Origin of the sequence: Micromonospora sp. NPDC000668 (genome assembly GCF_042897975.1) — a bacterium.
Lineage (GTDB): Bacteria > Actinomycetota > Actinomycetes > Mycobacteriales > Micromonosporaceae > Micromonospora.
This window is the reverse complement of the sequence record NZ_JBIAYP010000007.1, coordinates 219,977-234,909: the sequence shown is the minus strand read 5'-3', so window position 1 is coordinate 234,909 and position 14,933 is coordinate 219,977. Positions and strand designations below refer to the sequence as shown.

Below are 14,933 nucleotides of genomic sequence, written 5' to 3'. Positions count from 1 at the left end.
CTGCGCGCCGGCGCGGTCAGCCGGCGCGCAGCACGGCGGTCAGCTCCGGCCAGCTCTGCACCCGGTGTACGCCGGGCAGCAGCGCGGCGTGCGCGGCCACCTCCGCCGGGCGGGGTCGGAACAGGTAGCGGTGCGGCACCGAGTCGAGGTAGCCGAGCACCTCCAGCTTGTCGTCCACGAAGTGGGTCAGCCCGAGCCGTTGGGCGATCGGCGCCTTGGCCGGCCGGGTCCGGCAGAAGTGCACCCGCTCGACGGGGATGCCGGTGCGGGCCGGGAAGTCGTGGTGGGCCAGCCACTCCCGGGTCCGCCGCTCGGTGGACTCGCCGCACTTGGAGACCAGGTGCACCTCGTCGAACACCGGACCGAGCGCGCCGAGCGCGTCGAAAGCCCCGTCGACGCTGGGGGTACGCAGGTAGTGCTCGCCGAAGAAGGACGTGTCGGCGTCCTCGTCGGCCGGCTCGATGATCACGCCGCCGATGTCCACACCCAACCGCCGCATGGGGCTGATCATGCCGCACCGCAGCGGACGCCGCGCCCCGGCGTCCCCGGCTCGGGAAGTGCTACGCCCCGCGCTGGTGGAGGTGGCACGATCGTTCGATGGCAGTCACGACACGGACGTTGGGGCGCAGCGGCATCGAGGTCAGCGCCCTCGGCATGGGGTGCTGGGCGATCGGCGGCCCCTGGGCGGAGGGGACCCAGCCGCTGGGCTGGGGCGCGGTCGACGACGACGAGTCGGCCCGAGCGGTACGCCGGGCGCTCGACCTGGGCGTGACCCTCTTTGACACCGCCGACACCTACGGCGCCGGGCACGGGGAGCGGGTGCTCGGCCGGGCGCTCGCCGGCCGCCGCGACGAGGCCGTGATCGCCACCAAATGGGGCTACACCTTCGACGAGGCGAGCCGGCAGGCAACCGGGGAGGACGCGTCGCCGGCGTACCTGCGGCGGGCGGTGACCGACTCGCTGCGCCGGCTGGGCACCGACCGGATCGACCTCTACCAACTGCACCTGGCCGACCTGCCGGTGCCCCGGGCGGAGGCCCTGATCGGCACCTGCGAGGACCTGGTGACCGAAGGCCTCATCCGGGCGTACGGGTGGAGCACCGACCGCCCCGACCGGGCCACCGCGTTCGGGCACGCCGCCGCCGGTGCCACCGCCGTGCAGCACACCCTGTCGGTGCTGCGCGACGCCCCCGAGCTGCTCGCCGTCTGCGACAAGTACGACCTGGCCAGCGTCAACCGGGGGCCGCTGGGGATGGGGCTGCTCACGGGCAAGTACTCGGCCGCCTCGACGCTGCCCCGCGACGACGTGCGCGGGCTGACCCCGGGCTGGCTGGAGTGGTTCCGCGGTGGCCGGCCGGCACCGGAGTGGCTGCGCCGGGTCGGGGCGGTACGCGCCGCGCTCACCGCCGACGGGCGCACCCTGACGCAGGGAGCGCTGGGCTGGATCTGGGCGCGCAGTGGGCGCACCATCCCGATCCCCGGCTGCCGTACCGTCGCTCAGGTCGAGGAGAACGCCGCCGCGCTGCACCTGGGTCCACTGCCGCCGGACCAGTTCGCCGAGGTGGAGCGCCAGCTGGCCGCCCTACGTACCGCCGCCCTTCGGGACGCCGACCGCCCCCACTGGCCCCGCCCCACCCACCCCACCACGCACCCCTGACCCGGGCACCCGCCCCCACCGTTGCCGGTGCTGTCCGCCGTCGGCTCGCCCTACCGACCCCACCGTGCACCTCTGACCCGGGCACGCGCTGTTGCTGTTCGTTGTCGGTTCGTCCTACTGACCCCATCACGGACCCTTGACCCGGGCCTGCGCTCGCACTGTTGCCGGTGCTGTTCGCTGTCGAGCTGCCCCATATGTGGGGCAGCGCCTCCGTCAGGGTCTTTGTGAGCGCCAGGAGCTCTACCCCGAAGTCTGGGGTGGTGCTTCCGTGTCGAGCTGCCCCAGATCTGGGGCAGCGCCTCCGGCAGGGTCTTTGTGCGCGCCGGGAGCTCTGCCCCGAAGTCCGGGGTGGTGCTTCCGTCCGCGTCTCCGTGCGCGTAGGCGGCTCTGCCCCAAATCTGGGGCAGCTCGACAGGGCCTAAGCATGGTGAAGCCCACCCGCCCCTGCCGGCCGCTCCACCCAATCATGGAGTTGCGGTGGGCGGGGCGGGGCGGGCGCGGGGTTAGGGGGTTTGTTCCTTGCGGGCTTGGTCGGCCAGGTGGGCGGGCATGGGGTCGTGGCGGACGAAGTGGCGGCGGAAGGTGCCGGTGCCGGCGGTCATCGAGCGCAGCTCGACGGCGTAGCGGAGCAGCTCGCTGGCCGGCACCTCGGCGCGGACCAGGGTGCGGCCCTCGACGTCCTGGTCCGGCTCGGTGCCGAGCACCCGGGCGCGCCGGCCGGACAGGTCACCCATCACGGCGCCCACCGAGCCGTCCGGCACCCGGATAGTCACCTCGTCGATCGGCTCCAGCAGCGCCGGCTGGCCCCGCTCGGCGGCGTCGCGCAGCGCCATGGCGCCGGCGGTCTGAAAGGCCGCGTCGGAGGAGTCGACGCTGTGCGCCTTTCCGTCGACCAGGGTCACCCGCAGGTCCACCACCGGGTGGCCGGCGACCAGGCCGCGCTCCAGTTGGGCGCGGACGCCCTTCTCCACCGACGGGATGTAGTTGTGGGGCACGGCGCCGCCGACCACCCGGTCGACGAACTCGAAGCCGCCGCCCCGGGGTAGCGGCTCCACCTCGATGTCGCAGACCGCGTACTGGCCGTGGCCGCCGGACTGCTTGACGTGCCGGCCGTGCCCCTTCGCCGGCACGGTCAGCGTCTCGCGCAGTGACACCCGGACCGGCTCGGTGTCCAGCTCCACGCCGCCAGCACGCAGCCGGTCCAGCACCACGTCCGCGTGCGCCTCGCCCATGCACCAGAGCACCAGCTGGTGGGTCTCCGGGTTGCGCTCCAGCCGCAGCGTGGGGTCACCGGCGACCAGCCGGGCCAGGTTGCGGGCCAACGCGTCCTCGTCGGCGCGGCTCCGGGCGACGATCGCCACCGGCAGCAGCGGCTCCGGCATCTCCCACGGCGCGATCAGCAGCGGGTCGTCCTTGGCCGAGATGGTGTCGCCGGTCTCGGCGCTGCCCGACTTGGTGATCGCGCAGATGTCGCCGGCCACGCAGAGCGACACCTCGCGCAGGGTGGCGCCCAGCGGGGTGTAGATGTGGCCGACCCGCTCGTCGGCGTCGTGGTCGGGGTGCCCGCGCTCAGCCATGCCGTGCCCGGAGACGTGCACGGTCTGGTCGGGGCGCAGGGTGCCGGAGAAGACCCGGACCAGCGAGACCCGCCCGACGTGCCGGTCGACGGTGGTCTTGACCACCTCGGCGACCAGCGGCCCGTCCGGGTCACAGGTCAGCGGCGGGCGCGGTGAGCCGTCCACGCCGGTCACCGCCGGCAGTTCGTGCTCCAGCGGCGACGGGAACGCGGCGGTCAGCACCTCCAGCAGCGCGTCCAGCCCGACGCCGGTCTCCGCGCAGACCGGCATCACCGGGTAGAAGTGGCCCCTGGCGACCGCCTTCTCCAGGTCCTCGATGAGCACCTGGGTGCCGATCTCCTCGCCGTCGAGGTAGCGGTCCATCAGGGTCTCGTCTTCGCTCTCGGCGATGATCCCCTCGATCAGCTCGTTGCGGGACTCGTCGATGGCCGGCTGGTGCTCCGGGTCCGGATCGCGTACGTCCGCGGGAAGCCCGGCGGTGTAGTCGAAGACCCGGCGGGTGATCAGGCCGAGCAGGCCGACGGTGGAGACTCCGTCGTCGCCGAGCATCGGCAGGTAGAGCGGCATCACGTTGTCGCCGAAGACCCGCTGGCAGAGCGCCACCGCGTTGTCGAAGTCGGCGCGTGGGTGGTCCAGCCGCGTCACCGCGACGGCCCGGGGCATGTCGACCGCCGCGCACTCCTCCCAGAGCGCCGCGGTGGCCGCGTCCATCCCGTCGACGGCGGAGACGACGAAGAGCGCGGCGTCAGCGGCCCGCAGGCCGGCGCGCAACTCACCGACGAAGTCGGCGTACCCGGGGGTGTCGAGCAGGTTGACCTTGATGTCGTCGTGCAGCAGGGGCGCACAGGACAGGCTCACCGAGCGCTGCTGTCGGACGGCTGCCGGGTCGTGGTCGCCGACCGTGGTGCCATCCACCACGTTGCCGGCCCGGCTGATCGTGCCGGTCGCCGCGAGCAACGCCTCGACCAGGGTCGTCTTGCCCGCTCCGGAGTGCCCGACGAGCACCACGTTGCGAACCGTGCCGGGTTCCGTCACCACCGGCGTGCCGCCGGTGGGACCCTTCTCCTGACTCTTCTGCGCCATGGGGCGCACCTCCCTCAGCCGGTGGTTGGTGGCGACCGCCGCGCGACGGGAAGCGGCCCGAGGCAAGTGCGCGGCGATATCCTCCGGTGGTCTGCTGCACAGCGGGAACGGGACGGGCGGGCAGGTGAGCTGGCTCACCTCCAGGCTCGATCTCACACCCGTTGCCGGGTAGGCACAAGCCTGCCCCGCGCGGGTCGACCGGACCGTCCGTATCGCCGGAGCTGGGCGGACCGTTATCGTGGGGACCGCCATGGCGAAGATCTTCCAAGTGTCGGCCCGCGCGGGGATGACCCGCGTCGTCGAGCCGATCGCACGCGCACTGCTCCGCGCAGGCGTCACCCCCAATGCCGTCACCGTTACGGGCACCGTCGGTGTGCTCGTCGGAGCGCTCGGCTTCGGTGCCCGCGGCCACCTGGTCGCGGGCGCGTTAATCGTCACCTTCTTCGCGCTCACCGACCTGCTCGACGGGACGATGGCCCGGATGAGTGGCGGCTCCACCCGGTTCGGCGCGTTCCTCGACTCGAGCATGGACAGGGTCGCCGACAGCGCTGTCTTCGGCGCGGTCGCGTACTGGCTGGCCACCCAGAACGACCATTCCGGGGTGGCCGCCGCGCTGCTCTGCCTGGCCGCCGGCGGGTTGGTCTCCTATGTCAAGGCCCGCGCCGAGGGACTGGGCATGACCTGCAACGTGGGCATCGCCGAGCGAACCGAGCGGCTGCTGATCGTCGGGGTCGGTGGGATCCTCACCGGCGTCGGTGTCGACCCGGCGCTGGAGATCGCGCTCTGGCTGCTCGCCGCCGTGTCGATCTTCACGGTGGGGCAGCGGATGGCACACGTCTACCGCCAGGCCCAGCAGCTCCAGCCGGACGGCCAGGCGTGAGCGGAGCGCCGGCGACCCGGCGTCGGACGACCGGCGGCCGGGCCGCGTGAACCTCACCGAGCTGGGCTACGTCGCGGGCTGGCGGGTGATCCGTGCGCTGCCCCGGCCGCTGGTGGCCGCGGCGTTCCAGGCGGGCGCGGACCGCGCCCACCGCCGCGCCGGTGGGGGTACGGCTCGACTGCGCGCGAACCTGCGCCGGGTGGTCGGCCCGGAGCTGCCCGAGGCCGAGCTGGACGATCTCGTCAAGCGCGGGCTCCGCTCGTACGCCCGGTACTGGATGGAGGCGTTCCGGCTGCCCTCGATGAGCCGGGCGCAGATCCTGGCCAATTTCCGGCTCGACGGCGCCGAGCTGCTTGCCGCCGACGTGGCCGCCGGCCGGGGCGCCGTGGTGGCGCTACCCCATGCCGGTAACTGGGACGCCGCGGGTGCCTGGGTGGCGGCCACCGGTTGGCCGATCACCACGGTCATGGAGCGGCTCAAGCCGGAGGGTATGTACGAGCGTTTCTATGCCTTCCGAGAGCGCCTGGGAATGGAGATCCTGCCGACCCACGGCGGGTCGCGTCCGGCGTTCGACGTGCTGCTGGACCGGGTACGCGCCGGCGCGGTGGTGCCGCTGCTGGCCGACCGGGACCTCTCCGCCCGAGGGGTGGAGGTGGACTTCTTCGGCGGAAAGACCCGGATGCCCGCCGGGCCGGCGCTGCTCGCGCTGCACACCGGCGCCCCGCTCTACGTGGCATCGATGTGGTACGAACCGGACAGGGCGTGCGCATCTCTCGCCGGCCCGCTGCCGGTACCCGGGCCGGAGGAGGGGCCGCTGGACCAGCGGGTCCGGTCGCTGACCCAGCTGATCGCCGACCGTCTGGCGGCGGGTATCGCCCGGCATCCGGAAGACTGGCACATGTTGCAGCGGATGTGGCTGGACCAGCGGGGGACGGGGGGCGGCACCGCGCTGCCCTCGCCGGCCGCCGGTCAGGCCTGAGGGGGTGGGCACGGTGAGCGCGAGGAGTGCACCGCAGCGGAGCCCCGCAGTCGCGGGCGAGGGGCGCTGACGTATGCGGATCGGCATCGTCTGCCCGTACTCCTTCGACGTCCCCGGCGGGGTGCAGAACCACGTGATGGACCTCGCCGAGGCGCTGATCACGCTCGGCCACCAGGTCAGCGTGCTCGCCCCGGCCGACGAGGACTCCCCGCTGCCGGAGTACGTGGTCTCCGCCGGCCGGGCCGTGCCGCTGCCGTACAACGGCTCGGTGGCCCGGATCGCGTTCGGCCCGGTCTCCACCGCCCGGGTCCGGCGTTGGATCACCAATGGCGACTTCGACGTGCTGCACGTGCACGAGCCGCTCACGCTGAGCCTGTCGCTGCTGGCGGTGCTCTCCGCCCGGGGCCCGGTGGTGGCCACCTTCCACACCGCGATGACCCGTTCGCGGGTGCTGGCCGCCGCGCAGGGGGTGCTGCAGATCGTGCTGGAGCGGATCACCGCCCGGATCGCGGTCAGCGCGCTGGCCCGCAAGGTGCAGGTCGAGCACATGGACGGCGGCGCCGTGGAGATTCCCAACGGGGTGGCGGTGGCCAAGTTCGCCGACGCTGAGCCGTTGCCCGGCTGGCCGGGGGAGTGCACCCCGGGCACCGGCGGCACGCTGGGTTTCCTGGGCCGGTTCACTGAGGCGCGCAAGGGCTTCCCGGTGCTGCGTGACGCGTTCGTGGAGCTGGCCGCCACCCGCCCCGAGCTGCGGCTGCTGGTCGCCGGCCCGGGCGACCCCGACGACCTGTATGACCGGTTTCCGGCCGAGTTGCGTGACCGGGTGACCTTCCTCGGCCTGGTGTCCGAGCCGGACAAGGCGCGGATGCTGCGCAGCGTGCACCTCTACGTGGCGCCGAACACCGGCGGCGAGTCGTTCGGCATGATCCTCACCGAGGCCCTGGCCGCCGGTACCACGGTGGTCGCCAGCGATCTGGACGCGTTCCGGCGGGTCCTCGACGGCGGCCGGGCCGGGCGGCTCTTCCCCACCGGCGACCCGGCGGGGTTGCGCGACGCGCTGGCCGATCTGCTCGACGATCCGGCCGGCCGGGCCGTGCTGAGCGCCTGCGGTGATCAGGTCGTGGCGAATTTCGACTGGCCGGTGGTTGCTCGCCGCGTTCTGGAGGTATACGCAGCGGCGATCGAGGCAACCGACGGGCGGGTCATCGACCAGGAATGGGTGGGGCTGGGCTGAGCCGGTGTGACGCATGGTGCGGGTGGTGACCGGGGTTTTCGGCGCGACCGCGCCCGGACGGACGGAAACGGAGCAGCACTACGATGCCGCACATGTGGTGGGTGGTGGCCGCGAGCCTGGTCGTGGGGCTGGTCGCGGCGTACCTGATCTGGACCGCCGGGCGGGTCGAGCGGCTGCAGGGCCGCGCGGAGCTGGCGGCGCGGGCCCTCGACGCCCACCTGCTGCGCCGGGCGGCGGCCGCCGCCGTGTTGGCTGAGCGGCACTTCGGCGTCGAGTTGTACGCGGCGGCCCGGATCGCCCTGGACGCCCACCCGGACGAGCGGGAGGCCGCCGAGAACGACCTGACCCGGCAGCTCCGCGCGGTGCAGCTCGATCCGGCCGATCCGGACTGCGGGGCGGTTATCGCCGCCAGTCGCCGGCTCGCGCTGTCCCGGCAGGTGCACACCGACCTGGTCCGTGACGCCCGGTCGGCGCGCAGCCGGCCGCTGGTGCGGTTGTTGCGGATGGGGCGGGGCCGGGAGTGGCCGCGCTACTTCGACATCGACGACCCGACCCTGGCCGTTCCCACGGACGTGCCGGCGAACTGATCGGGAGCTGCTCGGCGGGCCGGTGACCGTTGCCACTACGCAGGCCACCGGGGGTCTGATTGGCTGTCGGAACGGCGTTGACCTCCGCGTAGCATTTTTCCTGCCACCCCCAGAGCACGTCCCGAGGAGCGCTGACCCGTGTCCGAAACCACCGCGCCGAACACCGGAACCACCCCCGTCGTCGGCACCGCCCGCGTCAAGCGGGGCATGGCCGAGATGCTCAAGGGTGGCGTGATCATGGATGTGGTCAACGCCGAGCAGGCCAAGATCGCTGAGGACGCCGGCGCCGTCGCGGTGATGGCCCTGGAGCGGGTGCCCGCCGACATCCGCGCGCAGGGCGGGGTGTCCCGGATGAGCGACCCGGACATGATCGACGGGATCATCGCGGCGGTCTCCATCCCGGTGATGGCCAAGGCCCGCATCGGCCACTTCGTGGAGGCGCAGATCCTCCAGTCGCTCGGCGTGGACTACGTCGACGAGTCCGAGGTCCTGACCCCGGCTGACTATGCCAACCACATCGACAAGTGGGCCTTCACGGTCCCCTTCGTCTGTGGTGCGACCAACCTGGGCGAGGCGCTGCGCCGGATCACCGAGGGCGCGGCCATGATCCGCTCCAAGGGCGAGGCGGGCACCGGTGACGTCTCCAACGCCACCACCCACATGCGCAAGATCCGCCAGGAGATCCGCCGGCTCTCCAACCTGCCGACCGACGAGCTGTACGTCGCGGCCAAGGAGCTTCAGGCCCCGTACGAGCTGGTCAAGGAGGTCGCCGAGAACGGCAAGCTACCGGTGGTGCTGTTCACCGCCGGTGGGATCGCCACCCCGGCCGACGCCGCGATGATGATGCAGCTCGGCGCGGAGGGCGTTTTCGTCGGCTCCGGCATCTTCAAGGCCGGCAACCCGGCTCAGCGGGCCGCCGCGATCGTCAAGGCCACCACCTTCCACGATGACCCGGACGTGCTGGCCAAGGTCTCCCGCGGTCTCGGCGAGGCGATGGTCGGCATCAACGTGGACGAGATCCCGCAGCCGCACCGTCTGGCCGAGCGGGGCTGGTGAGCGCCCTGAGCGCCCCCACCATCGGTGTGCTCGCACTCCAGGGGGACGTCCGCGAGCACGTGGCGGCACTGGCCGCGGTGGGCGCGGACGCCCGCCCGGTCCGCCGTCCAACCGAGCTGGACGCGGTCGACGGGCTGGTCATCCCCGGGGGCGAGTCCACCACCATGAGCAAGCTCGCCGACATCTTCGAGCTGCGCGAGCCGATCGACAAGCGGATCGCCGACGGTATGCCGGTCTACGGGTCCTGCGCCGGCATGATCATGCTGGCCACCGAGGTGCTCGACGGCCGGCCGGACCAGCGTGGCTTCGCCGGCATCGAGATGACCGTCCGACGGAACGCGTTCGGCCGGCAGGTCGACTCGTTCGAGGCGCCGGTGGAGATCGCCGGAGTCGAGGGCGAGCCGTTCCACGCGGTGTTCATCCGCGCCCCGTGGGTCGAGCGGGTCGGTGACGGCGTCGAGGTGATCGGGAAGGTGACCGGTGGCCCGGCCGCGGACCGGATCGTGGCGGTCCGGCAGGGCAATCTGCTGGCCACCTCGTTCCACCCGGAGCTGACCGGTGACCTGCGCGTGCACGCGTACTTCGTGGACATGATCCGCACCGCCTCCTGACGGCGTGACCCGTCGCCTCAGCCGGCGACCGCGCGTAGCTGCCCCGGGCGGCGACCCGCCAACTGGTCGAGCGCGGTCGCCGTGGCGGCGTCGGCGGGCAACTGCACCACCAGTCGCTGCGGGTCGGCCTCGGTCAGCTCCAGCGTCTCGACGTTGAGGCGCAACAGCCCCGCCTCCGGATGGCGCACCGTCAGCAGGCCGGTACGCGCGGCGGTGACCGGCCGCCGCCGCCAGCGGTCGGTGAACGGCGCGCCCACCGTACGGGCCAGCCGCTCGGCGAAGGCGTCGCTGGCCGGGTCGCCCCGGCGCAGCAGGTGCAGCTCCGCGACCTGCTGGTCGGCCAGCGCCGACCACTGCGGGTAGTACGCACGGGCCCGCTCGTCGGTCAGCACCCACCAGGTGAGGTTCGGTCGCGTCCCGTCCAGCAGGCCGAGCGGGCGGGCCAGCAGGTCGAATGGCTCGTTCCAGGCGAGCACGTCGCCGAGCCGGTTGAGCACGTACGCCGGGGTGTCGCGCAGCGCGTCGAGCATCGCGCGGACCGTTGGCCGGACGGTGCGGGAAACCGTCGGCCGGTCGCCCGAGCACAGCTGTCGGGCGTGCTGGGCCGAGGCGAGCTGCCGCAGGTGTTCCCGGTCGGCGCTGTCCAGGCGTAGGGCGTCGGCGAGCGCGGCGAGGATCTCCGGCGACGGCCGGGTGTCGCGGCCCTGCTCCAGCCGGGTCAGGTACTCCACGCTGACCTGCGCCAGCGTTGCCAGTTCGGCCCGGCGCAGCCCGGGGGTGCGTCGGCGGGGACCCTCGGCGAGGCCGACCTCGGCTGGCCGCCGCGCCTCGCGGCGACTGCGCAGGAACGCACCCAGCTCTCCGTCAATCACCGAACCAGTCTGGCAGCCGGCGCCGGTCGGAGGGTGGCCCTGGCAAGGCCATCCTCGCGGCGGTCTCCCCGCCCCGTCCCGTCGCCCGCAGGATCGTGGTCATGAGAGACGCACAGAGCACAGGACCGCTGCGGGTCGGTCTGATCGTGGGCAGCACCCGGCCCGGCCGGCGCGGCGCGGCGGTCGCCCGTTGGGTCATGGAGGTGGCTGAGCGGCACGAGGCGGTACGCGCCGGGGACGCCGTCTTCACGCTGGTCGACCTCGCGGAGCAGGCATTGCCACTGCTCGACGAGCCGGTGCCGGCGCTGTTCGGCGACTACCGGCGCCCGCACACTCGGCGTTGGGCGGCTGTGGTGGACGGCTGCGACGCCTTCGTCTTCGTCACCCCGGACTACAACCGCTCGATACCGGCCGCGCTCAAGAACGGCATCGACTACCTGTACGCGGAGTGGACCGGCAAGGTGGCCGGAGTGCTGAGCTACGGCGTGCAGGGCGGCAATCGGGCCGCCGACCACCTGCGGGCGATCCTCACCGAGGTGCGGACCGTGGTGGTGCCGACGGGTGTGGCACTGTCGATCTTCACCGACTTCGACTTCACCGGGGCCGACCCTGGTGACCGGACCGCCGGCCGTTTCGCGCCGGGCGACGGCCGGGAGGCGGAGCTGTCGACCATGCTCGCCGAGGTCGTGACCTGGTCGCGGGCGCTGCGCCCGGCGGACCGGGCCCTGCTGGGGTCGTCGTAGCCGTCCGGGATTTTCGTCCCGTCTGCTCCGATTGGAGCGGACGGGGCGGAGCCGCCACGCGCGGTGCATGACAGCGACCCCGGGGACGTCGGTAGGATTGCCGAGATTCGGCAGCGCCATCTGCCCGCCACGGCTTCCACCAGAGCTGACCGGCACCTCCGCGTGCGCCGGCGGAAGCGGGGCGTGCGCGGTGCCCTCGATGCAGACGGCGGGTAGCAACGGAGGTAACAGATGTCCGGCCACTCAAAGTGGGCGACGACCAAGCACAAGAAGGCCGTCATCGACGCCAAGCGCGGCAAGATGTTCGCCAAGCTGATCAAGAACGTCGAGGTGGCCGCGCGGACCGGCGGTGGTGACCCGTCCGGCAACCCGACGCTCTACGACGCCATCCAGAAGGCGAAGAAGAGCTCGGTGCCGAACGACAACATCGACCGCGCGGTCAAGCGCGGCTCCGGGCTGGAGGCCGGCGGCGCCGACTGGCAGACCATCATGTACGAGGGCTACGGCCCGAACGGCGTGGCGATGCTGATCGAGTGCCTCACGGACAACCGCAACCGGGCGGCGACCGAGGTGCGCACCGCGCTGACTCGCAACGGCGGCTCGCTCGCCGACGCCGGCTCGGTGTCGTACATGTTCTCCCGCAAGGGCGTGGTGATCGTCCCCAAGGAGAGCACGAGCGAGGACGACGTGATGATGGCCGTCCTCGACGCCGGCGCCGAGGAGGTCAACGACCTCGGTGAGGCGTACGAGGTGGTCTCCGAGCCGACCGACCTGATCGCGGTCCGCACCGCGCTTCAGGACGCTGGCATCGAGTACGAGTCGGCGGAGTCCTCCCTCATCCCCAGCATGAACATTCCGCTGGACGAGGAGGGCGCGCGCAAGATCTTCAAGCTGATCGACGTTCTGGAGGACTGCGACGACGTGCAGAACGTCTACGCGAACTTCGACGTCAGCGACGACGTGATGGCCGCGGTGGACGCCTGACCGTGCGGTTCGCGCCGGGCGAGGTGGTCGTCCGGCGCGAGGTTCTGCTCGGCGAGGTCTGGTTCGGCTGCCCGACGATCTGCGTCGAGGACTCGCCCGATCTGCTCGCTCTCTACCTCCCACCGGGTGCCGAGTTCGGCTTCCCGGAGTCCGGCACCTTTCCGTGCGGGCGGCACCCCTGGCAGACCGCCGGGCACCGCGCCTGGCAGGGGCACGGCAAGCTGATGCTGCAACGCCCCGGCGAGGCGCACTCGGTGGACGTCTTCTGGACGGGCCCGGAGCGCGACTTCGCCGGCTGGTACTTCAACCTCCAGGATCCGCTGCGGCGTACCCCGATCGGGGTGGACACCCTGGACCACGAGCTGGACCTGTGGTGGGGCGCGGACGCCGACCGGTACGTCTGGAAGGACGTGGAGATGTTCGCGCAGCGCCTCGTCGAGGGGCGCTACCCGGGGATGGCGGAAGCCATCCGTGGCGAGGGCGACCGGATAGCCGCGCTGCTCGACGCGGGCCAATGCTGGTGGGACCCGGCGTGGGCGTGCTGGCGGCCCGACCCGTCCTGGCCGGTGCCTCGGTTGCCCGCCGGCTGGGACCGGGTGCCGCCCGCCCGTTGAGCGCGAACGGGCGCCGGTGTCCGATCAGGACACCGACGCCCGCCCGGGCCGGTCACCGGTCAGCCGATGGTCTCCCGCTCGCGCCAGGCGGCGCGCAGGGAGGTCCGGCCGTTGGTCCGCAGTAGCGACCCCTCGTAGATGCGGGCCCCGGCGACCACGAAGGCGCAGGCGCCGACCAGCAGGATGGCCAGCGAGACGATCGGCTCCCAGCCGGCCGCGTCCCCGGTGAAGAGCCGCAGCGGCATCGCCGTCGGCGACGAGATCGGCAGGTACGACAGCACCTTCATGGCGGCGGGGTTGTCGTTGAAGAAGATCACCGCGAAGAACGGCAGCATGACGGCGAGCTGCACCGGCGTCGACACACCGGCGATGTCCTCCTGCCGGTTGACCAGTGCTCCGGCCGCCGCCCACATCGCGGCCAGCAGCACGAAGCCGAGCAGGAAGAACGGCACGAACCAGCCGATCGCCGGGGCGAGCAGGGTGAGCAGGTCGCCGCTGTCCCCGATCTGCATGCCGACGACGGCGACAAGGGCGATCAGCGCGATCTGCCCGAGCGCCAGGATGCCGCCGGCGATCACCTTGCCGGCCAACAACGCCCGTACCGGTATGGCCGCGACCAGGATCTCCACGATCCGGGTCTGCTTCTCCTCGGTGACGCTCTGCGCGATCTGCAGGCCGAAGGTCTGCGAGGTGAGGAAGAAGACGAACGCGAAGACGAACGGCACCAGGAACGCCACCACCGGGTCGACCGCGTCCGGGTCCAGCAGCCGTAGCGGCGGAGCGCTGCTCAACGCCTGCACCACGTCGTCGGGGGCCTCGTCCATGGCGAGCACCGCCGGGCCGGAGACCACCGCGGCGTCCACGTCGCCGTCGCGGACGGCCTGTTCGGCGGCGCGGTCGTCGGGCACCACGCGGACGTCGAGGCCGGCGGCCCGCAGCGGGCCGGCGGCGTCCTGGGTGACCGCGACACTCGCCGGCCCGCCGGAGAGCAACGGCGGCAGGATCGTGCCGGCTGCGGCGATCAGCAGGAAGAAGAGCGTGCCGAACAGGAAGGTACGGTCGCGCAGCTTGACCCGGATCTCGCGGGCGGCGACCAGCCGGGTGGCCTGGTAGGTGTTCACTGGGTGACCTCTCGGAAGATCTCGGTGAGCGAGGGGGTGACCGGGCGGAAGGCGCGCACCGGGCCCCGGGCCAGGGCCGCCCGCAGCACGGCCTGCTCGTCGGCGCCCGGCGCGAGGTCGAAGACCGCGCGGGCGCCGTCCAGGTCCACCAGCGTCACGTCGGGCTGGTCGCGCAGCCAACCCGCGTCGGTGTCGACCACCAACTCGAACCGGGGCACCGTGTACGTCGCGCGCAGTTGCTCCCGGCTGCCGGCGGCCCGGATCGTGCCGTCCGCGATGATCACCAAGTCGTCGCAGAGTCGCTCGACCACGTCGAGCTGGTGACTGGAGAAGAGCACCGGCACGCCCGCCTTGGCCCGCTCCCGCAGCACCGTCACGACCGTGTCGACGGCCAGCGGGTCCAGGCCGGAGAACGGCTCGTCGAGCACCAGCACCTCGGGGTCGTGCACCAGCGCGGCGGCGATCTGGGCGCGCTGCTGGTTGCCCAGTGACAGCGTCTCCAGGAGGTCGTCGCCGCGTTCGTCGAGCCCGACCCGTTCCAGTAGCGTGTCGGTGCTGCGCCGGGCCGCAACCGCGTTCAGCCCGTGCAGGCGGCCCAGGTAGGTCACCTGTTCCCGGACGCTCATCTTCGGATAGAGGCCGCGTTCCTCCGGCATGTAGCCGAACCGCTGCCGGTCCTCCCGGGTCAGTTGGGCACCCTGCCAGGTGACCTCGCCGGCGTCCGGGGCGAGCACGCCCAGGACGATCCGCATGGTGGTGGTCTTGCCGGCGCCGTTGGCGCCTACGAAGCCGGTCATCCGGCCGGCGGCCACCTCGAAGGAGACGTTCTTGAGTACCTGCCGGTCGCCGAAGCTGCGGTCGACGCCGTCGAGGCGGAGCGTTCTGGTCACGCACCCACGGTAGAGAGAACACGTCGGTCCGCCGTCCGCCCGGCGG

The 14,933-nt window shown here is 72.5% G+C and carries 15 protein-coding genes; 10 read left to right on the top strand and 5 right to left on the bottom strand.

Annotated elements, in window-relative coordinates; all coding sequences use genetic code 11:
* Positions 1-16: 16 nt before the first annotated feature.
* A complete protein-coding gene (locus tag ACFY29_RS31235) occupies positions 17-499 on the bottom strand; it encodes a hypothetical protein (protein ID WP_386991854.1) in 483 nt (160 codons plus the stop codon).
* A 98-nt stretch (positions 500-597) separates the two neighbouring features.
* Here ACFY29_RS31235 and ACFY29_RS31230 point away from each other — a divergent pair, with 98 nt between their 5' ends.
* Positions 598-1,656, top strand: coding sequence for an aldo/keto reductase (locus tag ACFY29_RS31230; RefSeq protein ID WP_386991852.1), 1,059 nt, complete (start codon positions 598-600; stop codon positions 1,654-1,656).
* A 503-nt stretch (positions 1,657-2,159) separates the two neighbouring features.
* Here ACFY29_RS31230 and ACFY29_RS31225 read toward each other — a convergent pair.
* Positions 2,160-4,316, bottom strand: a complete 2,157-nt coding sequence (locus ACFY29_RS31225; protein ID WP_355605604.1) for an elongation factor G-like protein EF-G2 — start codon at positions 4,314-4,316, stop codon at positions 2,160-2,162.
* Positions 4,317-4,566: 250 nt separating this feature from the next.
* Between ACFY29_RS31225 and pgsA the strand changes: the two genes are divergently transcribed.
* From pgsA to pdxT, 6 genes are all read left to right on the top strand, one after another.
* Complete coding sequence (gene pgsA, locus ACFY29_RS31220) at positions 4,567-5,196, top strand: phosphatidylinositol phosphate synthase (RefSeq protein WP_328425930.1); 630 nt, start codon at positions 4,567-4,569, stop codon at positions 5,194-5,196.
* Between the two features lie 46 nt (positions 5,197-5,242).
* A complete protein-coding gene (locus tag ACFY29_RS31215) occupies positions 5,243-6,175 on the top strand; it encodes a phosphatidylinositol mannoside acyltransferase (protein ID WP_386991849.1) in 933 nt (310 codons plus the stop codon).
* A 73-nt stretch (positions 6,176-6,248) separates the two neighbouring features.
* Positions 6,249-7,409 (top strand): glycosyltransferase family 4 protein, encoded by a 1,161-nt coding sequence (locus ACFY29_RS31210; RefSeq protein WP_328425934.1) that lies wholly within the window; start codon positions 6,249-6,251, stop codon positions 7,407-7,409.
* Between the two features lie 83 nt (positions 7,410-7,492).
* Positions 7,493-7,996: a hypothetical protein gene (locus tag ACFY29_RS31205; protein WP_386991847.1), complete on the top strand. Its 504-nt coding sequence runs from the start codon at positions 7,493-7,495 to the stop codon at positions 7,994-7,996.
* A gap of 138 nt (positions 7,997-8,134) precedes the next feature.
* Positions 8,135-9,052, top strand: coding sequence for a pyridoxal 5'-phosphate synthase lyase subunit PdxS (gene pdxS, locus ACFY29_RS31200; RefSeq protein ID WP_386991845.1), 918 nt, complete (start codon positions 8,135-8,137; stop codon positions 9,050-9,052).
* Positions 9,053-9,057: 5 nt separating this feature from the next.
* The gene (gene pdxT, locus ACFY29_RS31195; RefSeq protein WP_328426449.1) at positions 9,058-9,663 is read left to right on the top strand and encodes a pyridoxal 5'-phosphate synthase glutaminase subunit PdxT; all 606 of its coding nucleotides are present in this window, start codon (positions 9,058-9,060) and stop codon (positions 9,661-9,663) included.
* A 17-nt stretch (positions 9,664-9,680) separates the two neighbouring features.
* Here the strand turns inward: pdxT and ACFY29_RS31190 are convergent, their stop codons facing one another.
* A complete protein-coding gene (locus ACFY29_RS31190) occupies positions 9,681-10,535 on the bottom strand; it encodes a helix-turn-helix transcriptional regulator (RefSeq protein WP_386991843.1) in 855 nt (284 codons plus the stop codon).
* 101 nt (positions 10,536-10,636) lie between these two features.
* Here ACFY29_RS31190 and ACFY29_RS31185 point away from each other — a divergent pair, with 101 nt between their 5' ends.
* The 3 genes from ACFY29_RS31185 to ACFY29_RS31175 all read left to right on the top strand — a co-directional run bounded on the left by ACFY29_RS31185 (position 10,637) and on the right by ACFY29_RS31175 (position 12,876).
* Positions 10,637-11,278: an NADPH-dependent FMN reductase gene (locus ACFY29_RS31185; RefSeq protein WP_386991841.1), complete on the top strand. Its 642-nt coding sequence runs from the start codon at positions 10,637-10,639 to the stop codon at positions 11,276-11,278.
* A 231-nt stretch (positions 11,279-11,509) separates the two neighbouring features.
* Positions 11,510-12,262, top strand: coding sequence for a YebC/PmpR family DNA-binding transcriptional regulator (locus tag ACFY29_RS31180; protein WP_121654488.1), 753 nt, complete (start codon positions 11,510-11,512; stop codon positions 12,260-12,262).
* A 2-nt stretch (positions 12,263-12,264) separates the two neighbouring features.
* On the top strand, positions 12,265-12,876 hold the full coding sequence (locus tag ACFY29_RS31175) for a DUF402 domain-containing protein (protein ID WP_386991839.1): 612 nt from the start codon (positions 12,265-12,267) through the stop codon (positions 12,874-12,876).
* A 59-nt stretch (positions 12,877-12,935) separates the two neighbouring features.
* Here ACFY29_RS31175 and ACFY29_RS31170 read toward each other — a convergent pair whose 3' ends face one another.
* The gene (locus tag ACFY29_RS31170; RefSeq protein ID WP_386991837.1) at positions 12,936-13,997 is read right to left on the bottom strand and encodes an ABC transporter permease; all 1,062 of its coding nucleotides are present in this window, start codon (positions 13,995-13,997) and stop codon (positions 12,936-12,938) included.
* Positions 13,994-14,887 (bottom strand): ABC transporter ATP-binding protein, encoded by an 894-nt coding sequence (locus ACFY29_RS31165; protein WP_386991835.1) that lies wholly within the window; start codon positions 14,885-14,887, stop codon positions 13,994-13,996. The genes ACFY29_RS31170 and ACFY29_RS31165 overlap by 4 nt, the downstream gene beginning before the upstream one ends.
* Positions 14,888-14,933: the final 46 nt, after the last annotated feature.